Genomic DNA, 17,199 nt, shown 5'->3' with positions numbered 1-17,199 from the left:
CAGCTTCGCGTCCTTGATCACGCGCAGCAACTTCAGACTCGACTTGCCGCCCGACTGCGCGTCGCCCAGCACATCGCCGGCCCCGCGCAACTCCAGATCGGCCTGCGCGATTTCGGCACCATCGAGCCTGCCCTGCCGCCCCGCCCTCCGCCTCCCCTCCCGCGCCTTCCGCTCCGCCCATCGGAATACCGCGTTCCCAATATGTGGCGGGTCACTTAGACTGGTACGTGGAGCAATCAACAGCAATCGACACGAAAGGTGGAGCTGTGGCTGAAGAACTGGCAAACATCGGTGTGGTGGGCCTTGCCGCCATGGGTGCGTCCCTGGCGCGTAATCTGGCGCATCACGGCAATACGGTGGCCGTCTACAACCGTCATTACTCGCGCACCGAAACGCTGATCAACGAGCATGGCGACGAGGGCAAGTTCATCCCCTCCAAGACGCTCGAGGAGTTCGTGGCGTCGCTCGCCAAGCCGCGCACGGCGATCATCATGGTCAAGGCCGGCGAGCCGACCGACGAGATGATCAACGCGCTCGCCGATCTCATGGAGCCGGGCGACATCATCGTGGACGCCGGCAACGCCTACTTCAAGGACACCATCCGCCGTGAGAAGGCCATCCGCGCCCGCGGCCTGCACTTCGTGGGCTGCGGCGTGTCCGGCGGCGAGGAGGGCGCGCTCAAGGGCCCGTCCATGATGCCCGGCGGCACCGAGGAGTCCTGGAAGACCCTCGGCCCGATCCTCAAGACCATCTCCGCGCAGGCGGAGGGCGAGCCGTGCGTCACCCACATCGGCTCCGACGGCGCCGGCCACTTCGTCAAGATGGTGCACAACGGCATCGAGTACGCGGACATGCAGCTCATCTCCGAGAGCTACGATCTGATGCGCCGCGGTCTGGGCCTGAGCGTGGACGAGCTGGCGGACGTGTTCGCCGAGTGGAACAAGGGCGACCTCGACTCCTACCTGATCGAGATCACCGCCGAGGTGCTGCGCCACAAGGACGCCAAGACCGGCAAGCCGTTCCTGGACATCGTGGTGGACCGCGCCGGCATGAAGGGCACCGGCACCTGGACCGTGCAGACCGCCCTGTCCCTGGGCACCCCGGTCACCGGCATCGGCGAGGCTGTGTTCGCCCGTGGCCTGTCCTCCGAGGCCGATCTGCGCGCCGAGGCTCAGACCAAGGGTCTGGCCGGCCCGGAGCCGGAGGGTGCGTTCAGCGCGATCGCCGCCGACCCGGAGGAGCGCGCCGCGTTCATCGAGGATGTGCGCCAGGCCCTGTACGCCTCCAAGATCGTCGCCTACGCCCAGGGCTTCAACGAGATCGAGGAAGGCGCCAAGGAATACAACTGGAAGATCGATCTGGGTGCCGTGGCCCGCATCTGGCGCGGCGGCTGCATCATCCGCGCGAAGTTCCTCAACCGCATCTCCGACGCCTACGATTCCGGCGAGCAGTTCGGATCCCTGCTCTTCGACCCGTTCTTCAAGGCGGCCGTCGAGGGCGCCCAGGCGTCCTGGCGTCGCGTGGTGGCCCGTGCCGCCGAGGCCGGCATCCCGGTCCCGGTGTTCTCGAGCTCCCTGGCCTACTACGACGGCCTGCGTTCCAAGCGTCTGCCGGCCGCCCTGATCCAGGGCCAGCGCGACTTCTTCGGCGCGCACACCTACGGCCGCATCGACGAGCCGGGCGTGTTCCACACCCTGTGGGCCGAGCCGGGCCGCAAGGAGATCAAGCAGGCCTGAGCGTCGCCGATCGCCTGATCGCGATCTCATAATCGCATAAGGGAAACGGCACGATCATTCCAATCTGTACCCCCCGTCGGGGCGAATTGGAACGATCGTGCCGTTTTTCGTATGCTGTGAGCGTTCACAATGGTCCGATCGTTCCAACCTGCGGCAAAAGGCACGCAGGTTGGAACGATTCGACGGCAACGATCAGGTGCCGACTAGGCGTTCACCTTCGCGTGGGCGTCCCGATCGAGCAGCCACAGGGACTGCTCCGCGCCGGCCGCGAAGGAGCTGGGCACATGCGGATCGCCGGTGCCATCGGTCTTGGCCCCGGCCAGCGCCGCGGCCACCGCATCGGCCTTGCCCGGCGTGGAGGCGATCATCCACACCGCGCGGCAGCTGTGGATGAACGGCACGGTGAGGCTCACGCGCAGCGGCGGGAGCTTGGGGGAGTGGTTCACGCCCACGGCCTTGACGGCCGGGTCATTCAGCAGCACTTCGGGGTGATCGGGGAACAGGGAGGCGAAGTGGCCGTCCGGTCCGATGCCGAACATCGCCACGTCGAACACGCCGTCCGGTCCAAGCTCGCGCTCGATCTCGGCCTGGTAATCGGCCGCCGCCTTTGCCAGAACCGCATCGTTGTCGGCATCCGTGGCCGATGCGATCTCGCTGGCCGACCGCGTGTCCGCCGGCATCTCGTGCACATGCGATGCGGGGATCTGCCCCGAATCGACCAGCGCGCCGAACCATGCGTCGCGCGCCTGACGGGCGTTGCGGTCGGGATCGTCCGCGGGCACGAAGCGCTCGTCGCCCCACCACAGGTGGACGCGCGACCAGTCGACGATCGCATTGAGCGGATGAGCGGGCAGCGCGGACAGGATCGCGTTGCCGTCGCGGCCGCCGGTCAGGGCGATGTCCGCACGATCGGACGCGGCCAGACGATCGGCCAGCGCCAGCAGCAGACGGGACGCCACGGCCTCGTGCAGCAGATCGCGGGTGGGATGGACCACAACCGTGCGGGGGGCGATGGAAGACGAAGACATAGGGACTCCTTCGTTGACGATGGGTTGATGGAAACGGTGTGATTGGCGTTGGCGCATTGCCGCGAACGCACGAAAAAGCGGGGCTCCCAAGTGGAAGCCCCGCCAATCGGCTACTCGTGATCGACCAGGGGCCAGCCCTTGGTGACCACCTCGGCGTAGATCGCGTCCGGATCGAGCCGGCGCAGCTCCTCGCTCAGGCAGTCCTCAAGCGGGCGGGCCGGCATGGACATGGTCTGGTCGGCCTGTCCGGGCTGGCGGATCGTCGCCTGGTCGTCGGCCGGGCGCAGCAGGGCCACCTCGCCGTCCTCGCGGTCGAAGTACACGCCCTGCACGGCCTTCGCGTCCGGGTTGCGCTCCACGCGCACCGGCACGTCGAGGCGCAGCGCCAGCCAGGAGACCAGCAGCTCGGTGGGGATGTCGTTCGTGGGACCCACCACGCGCACGGACCGGATCGGCAGATGCGGCGGCTGATCGAGCATGGCGGCCAGCAGGGCGCGCCAGATCGTGAGCCTGGTCCAGGACAGATCCACGTCCTGCTCGCTGTAGTGCGCGCGCAGCGCCGTGAATGCGGCCTCAGGGTTCGGGGCGCGCATCGCGTCGGTGATGCGGCTGCGGGCCATCCGGCCGATCGGATCCGTGGCCGGGTTCTCCGGGGCGCGCGTGGGCCACCAGGCCACCACGGGCGCGTCCGGCACCAGCAGCGGGATCACCAGCGTGTCCAGATGGCGGGTCAGCGCGGCCGTGGGCTTGAGCACGATGATCTCGCCGGCCCCGGCGTCCGCGCCGAAACGGATCTGGCCGTCCAGCGTGGAGCTGTGGTCGGTGATGTCCGTGTCCACGCGGCCATCGGTCACGATCGCGATCACGCGGCACGGATGCTCGCGGCTCGCGGCGTTGGCCACCTCCAGCGAGTTCTCCAGATTCGCCGCGTCGGTGGTGATGAGCAGCGTGAGCACACGGCCCAGGGCCGCCTCGCCGCGCTCCTCGTGCAGTTCGTCGATCTTGCGCGAGATCGCGCCGGTCGTGGTTGCGGGAAGTTCAAGAATCATGGCATCCTCCAGTGATGTCCGTCGCGGGCGAGCATGGCGTCGGCCTCCTCGGGGCCCCAAGTGCCGGCGCGGTACGGTTGCGGCTGGCCCAGCGTGGACCAGAACTCCTCGATCGGGTCGAGAATCTCCCAGCTCAGCTCCACCTCGCGCGTGGTGGGGAACAGCGGCGGGTCGCCCAGCAGCACGTCCAGGATCAGGCGCTCGTAAGCTTCCGGGGAGGCCTCGGTGAAGGAGCGGCCGTAGCTGAAGTCCATGCTCACATCGCGCACCTCCATGGCCGTGCCCGGCACCTTCGAGCCGAAGCGCATGGTCACGCCCTCGTCGGGCTGCACGCGGATCACCACGGCGTTGCGGCCGAGCTCGCGGGTGGCGGTGGTCTCGAACGGCAGATGCGGGGCGCGCTTGAACACCACGGCGATCTCCGTGACGCGCTTGCCCAGGCGCTTGCCGGTGCGCAGGTAGAACGGGACGCCGGCCCAGCGGCGGGTGTCCACGTCCAGGCGGATGGCCGCGTAGGTCTCGGTGATGGACGCGGGGTCGATGCCCTTTTCGTCCAGGTATCCGACCACGCGCTCCGAGCCCTGCCAGCCGGCCGAATACTGGCCGCGCGCGGTGTGGGCCGCCAGATCGTGCGGCAGGCGGATCGCGGAGAGCACCTTGGTCTTCTCCGACGTCAGGTCGCTGGCGGTGAACGAGACCGGCTCCTCCATGGCGGTGAGGGCCATGAGCTGCAGCAGGTGGTTCTGGATCACGTCTCGCGCGGCGCCGATGCCGTCGTAGTAGCCCGCGCGGCCGCCGATGCCCATGTCCTCGGCCATGGTGATCTGCACGTGGCTCACGTAGTTGGCGTTCCAGATGGGCTCGAACATGGTGTTCGCGAAGCGCAGGGCCAGCAGGTTCTGCACGGTCTCCTTGCCCAGATAGTGGTCGATGCGGAACACCGACTCGGGTGCGAAGACCTCGGAGACCACGCGGTCGAGCTCCTTGGCGCTCGCCAGATCGTGGCCGAACGGCTTCTCGATGATCACGCGGCGCCAGGCTCCCTCGGTGGAGTGCGCCAGACCGCAGGCGGCCAGCTGGCGGGAGACCACCGGGAACGCGCGCGGCGGCACGGACATGTAGAAGGCGTGGTTGCCGCGGGTACCCAGATCGCGATCCAGTTCGGACACGGTGTCCGACAGGCGGTTGAAGGCCTCGGCGTCGTCGAAGGTGCCGGTCACGAAGCGCAGGCCCTTGCGCAGTTGCGCGAAGGTGCCCTCGTTGAAGGGGGTGCGGCAGCGTTCGCGCACATGCTCCTCCACGAAGTTCGCGAACTGCTCGTTGTCCCATTCGCGCCGGCCGAAGCCGATCAGTCCGAAGCTGGGCGGCAGCAGGCCGCGGTTGGCCAGGTCGTAGACCGCCGGCAGCAGCTTCTTCTTGGCAAGGTCTCCGGTGACGCCGAAGATCACCAGGCTGCACGGTCCGGCGATGCGCGGCAGGCGCAGGTCGCGCGGATCGCGCAGCGGGTTGGTCCAGGCCATATCCCCTCCTTGAGTGGTTGGTGTGGTTGACGTGGTTGTCACGTGTATGCTCGATCGATTCGTTCCGGTCCGGTGCGTTTGATGCATTTGGCGCGTTTTGGTGCATATGATCAACGCATCGGACCATCCGTGTCCGATTCTACGAAGGAATGACGATTCATGCTCGGAAGATATCGAATCTTGCTGCGGGCCGAATGATGTTCATGGGGCGTATGGGGGATCGCGGGGAAACGTGAGGATCACTAGGATGGGCCATATGGGCATGATTCCAAGCATTGAGCAGATCGACGAGCTCCATCACAAGTACGCGCCGAGCGACGACGCCTACGACCTCATCCACACCCACTGCGTGATCGTCGCCACGATCGCCCGGCAGGTCGCGCGCCACGCGAACGCTCTGTTCGTGCGCCGATGCACCCTTCCGTCCGACGCCCCCGAGCGCAGCGGCGGCTTCGATTCCGGTGACGTGCGCGGCGGCGTGATCCCACCGCGGCTGATCGACGAGCATCTGGTGGTGATCGGCGGCCTGCTGCACGACATCGGCACCTACACCGTCCTCAAGCATGACGGCACCGACGGCGAGCCCCTCAAGTTCAGCCGCAAGCGCTACATCCTGCACGGCCTCAACGGCTATGAGCTGCTGCTGCGCGAGGGCGTGGACGAGTCGATCGCCGAATTCGCGCGCAACCACACCGGCGTGGGGCTTACGAAGGCTGCGGTGATCGCCCAGGACCTCCCGCTGCCGCCCGACGACTACGTGCCTGTGAACCTCGAGCAGGAGATCGTGATGTACGCCGACAAGTTCCATAGCAAGTCGGTGCCCCCGAAGTTCCTCACCGTGGACGCCTACACCGAGCGTGCGGCCCGGTTTGGGGAGGCCAATCGCCGCGAGTGGCTCGATCTGGTGGACAAGTGGGGCGTGCCCGATGTGCCCGCGCTGGCCGAGCGATACGGCATGCGGATCATCTGAGGCCGGGTTTTGGCTTTTGGAGAGGTCTTTGCGCAGCGGTCTTTGCACGGCTGTGCGTTTTGTGGTGCCGGGGTGCCGCATGGCGGGGACGTCGGGCGGTTGAGCGGCTGGGTTGCGTGACTGTGTGGTATGACCGGGGTTGTGGCCGGGGTGTGCAGCGTGACCGGGCGTGTGACTCGGTGTGTGGCCGGGGATACGTGGCGTGACCGGGGGTGGACGTCGTGACTTGGTGTGTGACTCGGCGTGTGTGGCGTGACTTGGCGTGTGACCGGGCGTGGGTGGGTGTGACCGGGTGTGCCCGCTCCCGGTCACGGGGGTTTGGAAACCGCTATTTTTCAACGTTTTTGGAGGGCTGTGACCGGGTGTGTCCACACCATGTCACACTCCGCGTCACGGTCGCACGCCCGGTCACACCCCATGTCACGGCCGCGCCCCGCGTCACGCCTGTGTTGTCCCGGTCGCCCCGCTGCCTCCCCTTCTCCGTGCCCGGCATCGGCGCTGACGGTTCCTGTCGTGTGCGCGACGATCATCCTCCATCAGCGCGCGATACGGTGGCAGCGGTTTTCCGGGGAGCTCCATGCCGAGCGCCTGCGCCACTTTTCGTGCCAGGGCCAGCCGCCCGCGCTCGGTGAGCACATCATCGGCGAATGCGACGATCACCGTATGACCCTGCGCGCGCAGCGCCTGCCTTTTGCGCTCGTCCCAGCGATATTGCCGCTTGTCCTGCCGATGCGCGTCGCCGTCGTACTCGACCACCACCAGCTGATCCGGGTAGGCCAGATCGGATGTGACGAGCGCCTCCGGGTTCGTGATGCGCGTCTGCCAATGAACGATCGGGTACGGCAGGCCGTGGCGAAGAAAGGCGAGCAGCGTCCGGCACTCCATGGTGGAATCCGTGGGTGTGGTGAGGAACGCGAGGGCGGCGCGACATTTGTCGATGCCGGGAAAGTCGCCGACGTTGCTGAGAAAATCGGACAGGCGCTCCTTGGTCAGCTCCGTGCCGTTCGATCCGACCGCCCTGCAGGCCGCCCTGAGCATCGCGTCGGCCAGCACGATGACTTCCGTTTGCGTGAGGAATGGCGCCAGAACCGCCCATGTGACCAGCGGATGCGTGCAGGTGATGACGGTTTCGCCGTGCAGATACGTGATGTTCGGCTGCGATCGCAGTGACTCGGGCAGCTTCAGGTAGCGGGTACCCGTTCGCTTGGGGCGCTGGGCGCGATCGGTGTAGAGCACGTGGAACCATGCGCTGATGAGTCGCGGGCAGTCGGGTATTTCGATCATGGCGAGTCGCAGGGCCGTCAGTCCCGTATAGACGATGTTGTGATGCGTGATCGCGTGGCGCATGTGCTCTGCGCATTGCGCGATGGTTTCCCGTTGCGTGCGGATGAGAGAGTTGGCTAGGTAGTCGCGTGGCGTTGCGTTTGATGCGTTTGCGGTGTTCATGCGGCGATCGTATGGGGCGCGCGATTCGGAGGCAATATGGCCGAGGGCTGTGGTCGAATGTGCGATGGCGGCGTCATGTCGGGGATTCGCGCCGGTTGGGGAGGCGGTCGTGTCGCGGTCGATTGTGTGGATTGCGTGACGATGCGTGTGACAGGATGTGCCGCGAGGTGACTGCGGTGGCTCGAGGCGCGACCGGGCGTGTGGCCGGGGCGTATCGTGCGCGGGTCGGACGACTCGTTGGATGGCGTGGCTGGATGTATATGGCTGTTGAGCTGTGGGGCTGGGTATGGGCGCGCGATCGGGCTGGATGTCGTGACCCGGCGTGTGACTTGGCGTACGGTGCGTGACCGGGCGTGTGACCCGGCGTGTGTGACGTGACTTGGCGTGTGACCGGGTGTGGGTGGCTGTGACCGGGTGTGCCCGCTCCCGGTCACAGGGGTTTGAAAACCGCTATTTTTCAACGTTTTTGGAGGGCTGTGACCGGGTGTGCCCACCCCGTGTCACACCCCGCGTCACAGCCACACGCCCGGTCACACTCCGCGTCACGCTCGCGACTCTGTGTCATCATGCTCCGCGCCTTGTCGTGTACCCGTGCCAATGCCCATGCTGGCGCCCGGGAATGTGCGGCGCGCTCGGGTGGCCGGATGTATGTGGCTGTTGAGTTGCAAGGCTGTGGGGCTGGGTGTGGGCGCGATCGGGCCGGATGTCGTGACTTGGCGTGTGACTCGGCGTGTGGCCGGGGATACGTGGCGTGACCGGGGTTGTGTGGTTGTGACTCGGCGTGCGGTGTGTGACCGGGCGTGTGACTTGGTGTGCGGCGTGTGACCCGGCGTGTGTGGCGTGACTTGGCGTGTGACTGGGCGTGGATGGGTGTGACCGGGTGTGCCCGCTCCCGGTCACAGGGCTTTGGAAACCGCTGTTTTTCAACGTTTTTGGAGGGCTGTGACCGGGTGTGTCCACACCATGTCACACCCCATGTCACGGTCGCGCGCCCGGTCACGCCCCGTGTCCCGGTCGCACGCCCGGTCACGCCCCATGCCACAGTCACGCCCTGCCATGCCTGTCCCGTGCCGCACCCAAGCCATGTCACACTCATCCGCAACGCCGCCCGTAAGTACAAGGTTGTATCTCCGGTGTGTCGCGTGATAGATTGGGCATCGCGGCATAAGTACAAGGTTGTACCTTTCTCGTGCGAAAGAGGTGCTTCCGGACCGTCGCCGCAAACCCACCAATCCGTTAACCCACCAACCCACCGTCAGCCCCACCTAAAGAAAGGCCTCCCACATGACCGCTGTCCCCGCAACCGTCCCCGCCTCCTCCCAGTCCCTCCCCAATCCTCCCGCCCAGTCCGCCCGCCTCGTCGTGGACGACGACTTCGAGCTCGCCCCGGTCAATCCGCGGCTCTTCGGCTCCTTCGTGGAGCATCTGGGCCGCTGCGTGTACGGCGGCATCTACGAGCCCGGCCATCCCACGGCCGACGAGGACGGCTTCCGCCAGGACGTGATTGATCTGGTACGCGAACTCGGCGTGACCACCGTGCGCTACCCGGGCGGCAACTTCGTGTCCGGCTACCGCTGGGAGGATGGCGTGGGCCCCAAGGACCAGCGTCCCCGTCGTCTCGACACCGCCTGGCACTCCACCGAGACCAACGCATTCGGCCTGCACGAGATGGCCGCCTGGCTGAAGAAGACCGGCGACAACGAGCTCATGGAGGCCGTCAATCTGGGCACCCGCGGCCTGCAGGAGGCCCTCGATCTGCTCGAGTACGCCAACATCACCGGCGGCACCAAGCTCTCCGACGAGCGCAGGGCCAATGGCGCCGAGGATCCCTTCAACATCCGCATGTGGTGCCTGGGCAACGAGATGGACGGCCCCTGGCAGCTCGGTCACAAGAACGCGCAGGACTACGCCACCCTCGCCACCGAGGTGGCTCGCGGCATGCGCCAGATCGACCCGGATCTGGAACTCGTGGTCTGCGGATCCTCCTCGCACACCATGCCCAACTTCGGCGAGTGGGAGGAGACCGTGCTGCAGAAGGCCTACAATCTGGTCGACTTCGTGTCCTGCCACGCCTACTACCAGCCGTATGACGGCGACATCGCCAGCTTCCTCGCCTCCGGCGTGGACATGGACGGCTTCATCAAGGACGTGGCCGCCGCGATCGACGCCACCAAGTCCCGCCTCAAGTCCAAGCACGAGGTGGCCATCAGCTTCGATGAGTGGAACGTGTGGTACCAGGGCGCCGAGCCGAGCCGCACCCCCGAGGGCATCGGCAACTGGCCGGTCGCCCCGCATCTGCTGGAGGACGTCTACTCCGCACTGGACGCCGTGGTGTTCGGCGATCTGCTCATCACGCTGCTCAAGAACGCCGATCGCGTCCACGCGGCCAGCCTCGCGCAGCTGGTCAACGTGATCGCCCCGATCATGACCGCGCCCGGCGGTCCGGCTTGGCGCCAGACCACGTTCTACCCGTTCGCCGAAACCGCGCGTCTGGCCAAGGGCGGCACGGTGTTCGAGCCCAAGCTCGCCTCCGGGACCGTGTCCACCAAGCGGTTCGGCGATGTGCCGGCCGTCGATGCGGTGGCCGTGCGCGACGCCGACGGCGGTGTGGCGGTGTTCGCCGTGAACCGATCGCTCACGGATGCGGCGGCGTTCACGATCACGCTGCCCGATCGCGCAAAGTCCGGCAGAAACGCCCAGTCCGGCAGCGACGCACAGCCCTACGCCGAGGTCTTCGCCAGGACCCTGCATGAGGACGATCTTGACGCGCGCAACACCGAGCAGGATCAGAACCGCGTCACGCTGCACGCCAACGACACCGCGCGGCTGCATGCCGACGGTCGCACGGTTACCGTGACCCTGCCGCCCGTGTCCTGGACCGCCGTCGAGGCCCGCTGATCCGGCCGCGGCGCACCATCATCAAGCGATACCATCGACCTATGAGCAGCAAACGAGTCACGATCACCGATGTCGCCCGCGAAGCCGGCCTCTCCATCAAAACCGTGTCGAACGTCATCAACAAGGGCGGTTCGATGCGGCCGGAGACGCGCGCCCGTGTGGAGGAGACGATCCGGCGGCTCGGATATCGGATCAACGTGTCCGCCCGCGCCATGAAGGCCGGGCGGACCGGCCTGATCGGCTTGGGGCTCAACTGCTTCGACCAGCCGTTCATGCCCTACTTCGCGGACAGCATCATCGCCGCCGCGCGCGAACGCGGCTACGGGGTGATCACGGACACGTACCCCGCCAGCGGCATTGAGGGTGTGGTGGAGGAGACCTATCGGCTGGGCGCCGACGGCTGGATCTTCTTCGTGGGCTGCACGCTCGCCGGCGGCGGCACGGTGCTCAGGCAGCCTTACCCCGTGGTGGCCGTGGGCGATTACGACGTGGACGACGAGGCGACGGGCGGCTTGGTCGATCGTGTGACCATGCCCAATCGGGAGGCGATGCAGGCGCTCACGGGCCGTCTGCTGGACGATGGCTGCCGGTCGATCGCGGTGTTCGGCGCGCGTCTGCCCGGCGGCTCGGATGTGGCGTCCACGGCCGAGCGCGACCGATTGCTGGCCAATGGCGACGGCACCACGATCCAGCGCGTGCAGGGGTATGTGCAGGCGTTCCGCGAGCGCGGCCTGGAGCCCGATTGGCGCTATCTGGACAGCCCGTCGGCATGGACCCGCGCCGGCGGATCGCAGGCCGTGCGCATGCTGTTCGCCTCGGGCCTGCCCATGCCGGACGCGATCATGTGCCTCAACGACGCCTCGGCCTTGGGTGCGATCGTGGAGCTGCAGCGCCGCGGTCTGCGCGTGCCGCAGGATGTGCGCGTGACCGGCTTCGACAATGTGCCGGAGTCTGATTTCTCCACGCCCGGCCTGACCACGGTGGATCCGGACGTGACCGATTATGCGCGGCACGCGGTGGATATGCTGATCGAGCGCATCGAAGGGCTGGACGCGCCCGCGCGCACGTACATCACCGATTACAACGTGATCGTGCGCGGATCGGCGCTGGCGTGAGCGGGCCCCTCGCGTCATCCTGAACACTGAGTCGTGAAGCGGAGGGCAGCCCCCGTCATCCTGAGCGCAGGCGCTAGCCGAAGTCGAAGGATCCTTAATTGTGCGCAAATTATGCGCAAAGTATGCGCAGTGACGAAGGATCCTTCGACTCCGCCCTAGCGGGCTTCGCTCAGGATGACGGAGAGGGTCCGCTTCACGGCTCAGTGCTTGGGACGGCGGGGAATCCTCGAACTGGGCAAATCGGGACGTTGGAATGGGGCGCGTGGTTAAGGATCCTTCGACTCCGCCCTAGCGGGCTGCGCTCAGGATGACAACGGGTGCTTTTCCGTCATCCTGAGCGAAGGCGCCAGCCGGAGTCGAAGGATCCTTAACCACGCGCAGTGACGAAAGGATCCTTCGACTCACTCAGGATGACTAGAGATGACCGGCCCCCGCGGAGCCTACAGCGTGTAGACCTTGTCCGCCACCTCGGTGGCCATCGCGGCGTCGGCCGTGACGATGATCACGGTCTTGTTGTCCTTGCGCGCCACCTTCTTTAGGATGTTCAGGATGTCCGATCGGGTCGGATCCTCGAGCCCCGCCACAGGCTCGTCGGCGATCAGGACGGCCGGCTCGCAGCTCAGCGCCTTGGCGATCGCCGCGCGGCGCAGATGGATGTCCGGCAGCTTGGACGCCTTGGTCTCGTTGTGCTCGGTCGGGAATCCGACCTCTTCCAGCAGGTCCTCGGCGATCAGCGGCTTGGGCTTGAGGAAGTTGCGGCCGGACGCCTCCATGGCGTTCACGATGTTGTCCAGCACGCTCAGATCGCCGCGCAGGCTGTTGCGCTGCAGCACGAGTCCGGCGAAGTGGCCGCGGAACTCGGAGCCGGTGATCTCGTCCATGTCCTTGCTCTTGAACATCACATGGCCGCCGGTCGGGCGCGCCAAGGCGCTCATGAGGCTCAGCACGGCCACGCGCTGCTCGTCGGAGCTGACCACGACGGCGTACACGCGGCGATCGTAGAAGGCCAGATCCACATCCTCCAGCAGGTTCTCGCCGCGCTTGGGCGCGTAGCTCACGCGCTTGAACGCGAGGGTGGGGTAGGAGGAGAAGACCAGCGAGTTGTCGTCCGAGATCTCGCGGTCGATCTTCGAGGCGACCATCACCGGGGCGGCTTCGGCGGGCTTCTCCTTGGAGGCCGGCTCGGCCTTCTTCGCGTCCGCGGGCAGGCCCAGCGCGGCGGCGATCAGTGCATCGGTCTGATCGAGCTGTGGCTTGTGATCGGCGTTGACCGCATCATCCGCGGCGGGCAGGGTGTCCTCGTCGTCGTACACGATGCCGAAGGGCACGGCCGGCTTGTCGTCGGCGGGCTCGGTGGACTCGGCGTCGGCCGAAGATTCAGCGGGCTCGGCGGGCTCGGTCGCATCAGCGGCCTGCGCGGCCTCCGAAGCCTCGGTGACCGAAGCATCGATCGTCTCGTCGTCCTTGGAATCCTTGGGATCCTTGAAATCCTTGTCGTCGGCCATCGTCACGCCTCCTTCTGCGCGGTGGTGTTGTCATCGACGCCGGCCACGGCCACCGGGCCGCGCGCGGCGAACAGCGTCGTCGTCCTGTAGCAGGCCGTGCGGATCCAGCAGATCACCAGCACCACGGCCATGGTTGCCAGCGCGCCCCACACGCACGGCCAGATCTGCGCCGGCAGCGGGGTGCCGTGGACCTGCGTGGTGAGCTTGGCGATGATCGGCGCGGTGCCGAATCCGGCGCCCAGGAAGCCGACCAGCGCGCCCAGCAGGCCGGGCAGCAGCAGCTCGAGGCCGAACTGCCAGCCGATGGTCCCGCGGCCCACGCCCACGGCGATGTCATAGCCGATCTCCTCGGAGCGGCGGGACAGCGTCCACGCCACCAGCAGCACGGCGATCACGCCGCCCACGCTCCACAGCACGGTCAGCGCCGGCGTGAGCTTGACGCCCAGATCCTTGAGCGGCTGGATGCCGGTGGTGTAGGCCTCCACCTTGGGGGAGGAGATGACGTAGTCGTCACCCAGTCCGGCCTGCTTGACGAGGGTCTGGAACTGGTCATACTGCGCGAGCGTGCCGAGCATGAACGTCACGTTGAGCGCGTTCGCGGTGCTGTTCTCGTCCTCGGGGGACAGGGCCGCCGCGCTGAAGCTGTAGTAGCTCACATAGATGGCATTGCCGGCGTTGATATCGTTGCCGGTGGCCGGGGTGACCCCGCTGGTCTTGTTCTCGTAGAAGCCCACCACCTTGAGCGGGAAGGTCTTGGAGGTGTCCGACGGCAGGGCGAGGTTGATCGTGTCGCCCACCTTCGTGCCGTTCTTGTCCGCCAGGGCCTTGGGGATGATCGCGGTGGCCGTCTCGTTCTGGTCATAGGTCAGATCGGCGCCGTCCGTGATCGTGTAGCCGCCCAGCGGGCCGTTCTGCGACGAATCGGCGTCGTAGAAGCCGGTCACCGTGAAGTTCTTGCCGTCCACGGGCTGGATCTGGCCGTCCGCGGCGGGCACGACGGCCGTTTCGTCGTAGCGCGGCGTGAAGTCGATGCTCGCGCCGCTCAGGGCCTCGGCGTACTTGGACCACGTGGTCCAGGAAATGTTGTACTGGTTCCAGTCGATCTTGGTCTCGTCCGTTTCGCCCTTGGAGGCCATGATCTTCTGGCGGTCGACGCTGATGCGGGCGTCCGGGGACAGGGATTGGTAGATGGGGCCGATGGCCGACTCGTAGGAGTAGCGTGCGGACAGGGCGAACAATGATCCCGCGGATACGGCGGTTGCGAGGAGGAACACGAGAATGGTGCGCGTTTTGTGGTGCCCCATCGCGGTCCATGCGTTCTTGAGAACGAACATACTTTCAGCTACTCCGGTTGTTGTGTTTCTGCGTTGGCCGGGGCGTACGCCGAGCGGACCGCCCGTGTCCGTCCCGTGCTCTCACTATGGGCAAGCCACGTGGGTGTTTTCTTGCCGCTGTCTATAGTAGTACTGCAAGAAGTCTGAAAGAACGCTGGTAACGCCTCCCCTCACGGCTTGGAATAATTGGGGTTTGCTCATAAGGGGGCGGTACACTGTCCAAAGACACTCCCATGGCAACCAACCGTAAGAGGTGAATATGCGCACGCTTCCCCGACACATTCGCGGCCGCAGCCATCGAAAGCTCACGGCCACGACCGGGTGGCGTCTGGTGGCCCGCGTGCTCTATGTGGTGCTCGCCTCCTTCGCCGGACTGCTGCTGTCCACGTTCATCGTGTACGGATCGTCCGTGGTGGCCATGGCCTACGAGGCCGACCGCATGATCACCTCCGCGGAGAAGCTCGCCAACGCGGCGCTGGGCTGCGGCGACGAGGACGTGGACCTGTCCAAGACCTCGCACGAGCTGGTCACCTCCGCCACGAAGCTGCGCAACGAATTGGACGGCGCCCGATGGACGATCGTGCGCGACCACACCTCCTACGGCAACGACATCACGGCCGCCCGCACCATGCTGGGCGCGGTGGCCGATCTGGTCGACGGCCCGTTCGCCGATCTGACCAGCCTTTCGGACAAGTTCGGCGGCTTCTCCATGGAGGACAAGACCGTGGACGTGAGCGCGCTGCTGGAGATCCCCGGCATCCTGCACGGCGCGCACAACACGATCTCCGCCAAGGTGACCGAGCTCCGGTCGCTGCAGACGCCCAGCGTGCCCAAGGTGGCCGGACTGGTGTCCACCGGCGCGTCGGCCCTCGAGTCGGTGGACAAGCTGCTGACCCAGTACGACGATCTGGTCGACCTGATCCCGCAGCTGCTGGGCGCGAACGGCAAGCGCACGTATCTGGTGGCCATCTACAACCCGGCGGAGCTCAGGTCCGGCGGCGGCATGGTGGGCAACGTGGCCCCCGTCACCGCGGAGGGCGGCAAGGTGACGATCGGCGACTTCGTGGTCACCTCCGCATACCAGTACGGCACCCAGCCGTTCGACGCCGAGGGCGTCACGGAGGGCGCGGTGTTCGGCGATCAGGTGTACCGCTATCCGCAGACCACCACCGTGAACCCGAATTTCCAGCGCGCGGCCGTGACGCTGAAGAACCTGTGGGCCGCCCAGCCGGACAACAAGGGCACCGAGGTGTCCGGCGTGTTCGCGCTCGACCCGGTGTTCATGCAGGCGCTGATCGGCGCGACCGGCAACGTCACCCTGTCCGACGGCAAGGTGCTCGACGGCACCAACGCCGTGAAGTTCTTCCTGTCCGACATCTACACCGAGCATCCGGATTACAAGGATCAGGACGCCTTCACCAACGAGTCGTCCAAGCGGATCATGTCCAGCGTGTTCTCCAACGTGAACGCCTCCACGGCCTCCTCGGTGCTGCGCGCGGTCAAGTCCTCCTCCGCGTCCGGCCACTTCAAGGTGTGGATGAACCAGACCAGCGAGCTCGAGGCCCTGGTGCAGACGCAGGTGTTCAGCGCCAACGTGGCCGGCACCCTGCCCAACGATCCGCTCAACCCCACGGCCGGCGTGTACCTCACCGAGGCCGTGCCCAGCAAGCTCGACTGGTATCTCGACGTGGACACCACCGTGAACCGCACCTGCGGCGCCACGTTCGCCGCCTCGAAGAGCCGCCTGAGCGATCTGGTGGACGCCAAGCCGCGCTCGTCCCTGATCCGCACGATCGCCACCAAGGATCTGGGCGATGAATACACCGTGCAGGTCACGCTGCGCAACACCATGACCAAGACGCAGGCCAAGGAACTGCCCACGTTCGTGACCGGAGAGGCCGATCCGGGCACCATGCAGCCGCGTCTGTTCCTCATGGCCCCCGCCGGCGGCGAGATCACCTCGATCGCCTACGAGACCGGCGATTTCGTGGCCAACGGCATCGTGGGCGGCCACCAGTTCATCAATCTGCGCCTCACCTCCGGCGTCAAGCCCGAATCGGAGGTCACCATCGCGTTCACCGTGCGCGTGGCCGAGCAGGCCACCGCCCCGCTCAACATCGTGACCACCCCGGTGATCACCGCCAAGGGCATCTACACCGGCACCAATGGCGTGGTGACCGATCAGTGCGCCGCCGATGTGCCGGACGCCAAGCAGGATCAGACGCTGGCGGCCAACGGTTCCGCGGGTTCCGCCGCGAACGGCTCCACGAACGGCTCGCAGGCCGCGCAGGGCCAGAACGGTCAGAACGGCCAGAACGGCCAGACCGGTCAGAACGGCCAGACCTCCGCTCCGACCCAGGACGGATCGTCGGCCCCGGTCCCCGGTTCCGGCAGCTCCTCCGACGCGGCGGCGGGCGACTCGGCCACCCCGGCACCGACTCTGGTGACCGACGGCCAGAACGGCCAGGATCCCAACGCCGGCGCGCTCGATTCGCTGGACAACTTCCGCAGCCATCTGTCCTGCCCGGTGGACCTCAAGTCGCTGGTGGCGTAGGGGCGGTCGTGTGTGCCCGCGGCCTGCCCGCCGCCCGCCCGCGG

General features: G+C 66.7%; 11 protein-coding genes and 1 pseudogene. 5 read left to right on the top strand and 7 right to left on the bottom strand.

From position 1 onward, the window contains the following. A pseudogene (locus EMO90_RS12670) lies at positions 1-132 on the bottom strand (hypothetical protein); the annotation flags it as partial. Positions 133-266: 134 nt separating this feature from the next. On the opposite strand from EMO90_RS12670, the gene gndA reads away from it, so the two are divergent. Next, complete coding sequence (gene gndA / locus EMO90_RS06595; protein WP_150355027.1) at positions 267-1,736, top strand: NADP-dependent phosphogluconate dehydrogenase; 1,470 nt, start codon at positions 267-269, stop codon at positions 1,734-1,736. A gap of 203 nt (positions 1,737-1,939) precedes the next feature. On the opposite strand, the gene pgl is transcribed toward gndA, so the two are convergent. From pgl to zwf, 3 genes are all read right to left on the bottom strand, one after another. Beyond that, positions 1,940-2,764 carry a 6-phosphogluconolactonase gene (pgl, locus tag EMO90_RS06590; protein ID WP_150355026.1) on the bottom strand — a complete coding sequence of 275 codons (825 nt, stop codon included), beginning with the start codon at positions 2,762-2,764 and terminating at the stop codon, positions 1,940-1,942. Positions 2,765-2,874: 110 nt separating this feature from the next. Beyond that, positions 2,875-3,813, bottom strand: a complete 939-nt coding sequence (locus EMO90_RS06585; protein WP_150355025.1) for a glucose-6-phosphate dehydrogenase assembly protein OpcA — start codon at positions 3,811-3,813, stop codon at positions 2,875-2,877. Then, positions 3,810-5,333, bottom strand: coding sequence for a glucose-6-phosphate dehydrogenase (zwf, locus tag EMO90_RS06580; RefSeq protein WP_150355024.1), 1,524 nt, complete (start codon positions 5,331-5,333; stop codon positions 3,810-3,812). Before zwf ends, EMO90_RS06585 begins: the two co-directional genes overlap by 4 nt. Positions 5,334-5,589: 256 nt before the next feature. Here zwf and EMO90_RS06575 point away from each other — a divergent pair, with 256 nt between their 5' ends. Next, complete coding sequence (locus tag EMO90_RS06575; protein WP_150355023.1) at positions 5,590-6,303, top strand: HD domain-containing protein; 714 nt, start codon at positions 5,590-5,592, stop codon at positions 6,301-6,303. A 438-nt stretch (positions 6,304-6,741) separates the two neighbouring features. Here the strand turns inward: EMO90_RS06575 and EMO90_RS06570 are convergent, their stop codons facing one another. Continuing rightward, the gene (locus tag EMO90_RS06570; RefSeq protein WP_223849857.1) at positions 6,742-7,749 is read right to left on the bottom strand and encodes a hypothetical protein; all 1,008 of its coding nucleotides are present in this window, start codon (positions 7,747-7,749) and stop codon (positions 6,742-6,744) included. A gap of 1,284 nt (positions 7,750-9,033) precedes the next feature. Between EMO90_RS06570 and arfA the strand changes: the two genes are divergently transcribed. Beyond that, positions 9,034-10,647 (top strand): arabinosylfuranosidase ArfA, encoded by a 1,614-nt coding sequence (arfA, locus tag EMO90_RS06565; RefSeq protein ID WP_150355022.1) that lies wholly within the window; start codon positions 9,034-9,036, stop codon positions 10,645-10,647. Between the two features lie 41 nt (positions 10,648-10,688). Further along, positions 10,689-11,762 (top strand): LacI family DNA-binding transcriptional regulator, encoded by a 1,074-nt coding sequence (locus EMO90_RS06560; RefSeq protein ID WP_150355021.1) that lies wholly within the window; start codon positions 10,689-10,691, stop codon positions 11,760-11,762. Between the two features lie 440 nt (positions 11,763-12,202). Here EMO90_RS06560 and EMO90_RS06555 read toward each other — a convergent pair whose 3' ends face one another. Beyond that, positions 12,203-13,267 (bottom strand): ATP-binding cassette domain-containing protein, encoded by a 1,065-nt coding sequence (locus EMO90_RS06555; RefSeq protein ID WP_150355020.1) that lies wholly within the window; start codon positions 13,265-13,267, stop codon positions 12,203-12,205. A gap of 2 nt (positions 13,268-13,269) precedes the next feature. Further along, a complete protein-coding gene (locus EMO90_RS06550; RefSeq protein WP_150355019.1) occupies positions 13,270-14,601 on the bottom strand; it encodes an FtsX-like permease family protein in 1,332 nt (443 codons plus the stop codon). Positions 14,602-14,860: 259 nt separating this feature from the next. Here EMO90_RS06550 and EMO90_RS06545 point away from each other — a divergent pair, with 259 nt between their 5' ends. Continuing rightward, positions 14,861-17,155, top strand: coding sequence for a DUF4012 domain-containing protein (locus tag EMO90_RS06545; RefSeq protein ID WP_150355018.1), 2,295 nt, complete (start codon positions 14,861-14,863; stop codon positions 17,153-17,155). Positions 17,156-17,199: the final 44 nt, after the last annotated feature.

This window comes from Bifidobacterium vespertilionis (assembly GCF_008698145.1).
Lineage (GTDB): Bacteria > Actinomycetota > Actinomycetes > Actinomycetales > Bifidobacteriaceae > Bifidobacterium > Bifidobacterium vespertilionis.
This window is presented reverse-complemented; position numbering and strand designations above follow the sequence as displayed.

Bases quoted from the DNA above. Each gene is read 5' to 3' on its own strand.
- pgl (WP_150355026.1), bottom strand. From the start codon at position 2,764: ATGTCTTCGTCTTCCATCGCCCCCCGCACGGTTGTGGTCCATCCCACC.
- EMO90_RS06585 (WP_150355025.1), bottom strand. From the start codon at position 3,813: ATGATTCTTGAACTTCCCGCAACCACGACCGGCGCGATCTCGCGCAAG.
- zwf (WP_150355024.1), bottom strand. From the start codon at position 5,333: ATGGCCTGGACCAACCCGCTGCGCGATCCGCGCGACCTGCGCCTGCCG.
- EMO90_RS06575 (WP_150355023.1), top strand. From the start codon at position 5,590: ATGGGCATGATTCCAAGCATTGAGCAGATCGACGAGCTCCATCACAAG.
- EMO90_RS06570 (WP_223849857.1), bottom strand. From the start codon at position 7,749: ATGAACACCGCAAACGCATCAAACGCAACGCCACGCGACTACCTAGCC.
- arfA (WP_150355022.1), top strand. From the start codon at position 9,034: ATGACCGCTGTCCCCGCAACCGTCCCCGCCTCCTCCCAGTCCCTCCCC.
- EMO90_RS06560 (WP_150355021.1), top strand. From the start codon at position 10,689: ATGAGCAGCAAACGAGTCACGATCACCGATGTCGCCCGCGAAGCCGGC.
- EMO90_RS06555 (WP_150355020.1), bottom strand. From the start codon at position 13,267: ATGGCCGACGACAAGGATTTCAAGGATCCCAAGGATTCCAAGGACGAC.
- EMO90_RS06550 (WP_150355019.1), bottom strand. From the start codon at position 14,601: ATGTTCGTTCTCAAGAACGCATGGACCGCGATGGGGCACCACAAAACG.
- EMO90_RS06545 (WP_150355018.1), top strand. From the start codon at position 14,861: ATGCGCACGCTTCCCCGACACATTCGCGGCCGCAGCCATCGAAAGCTC.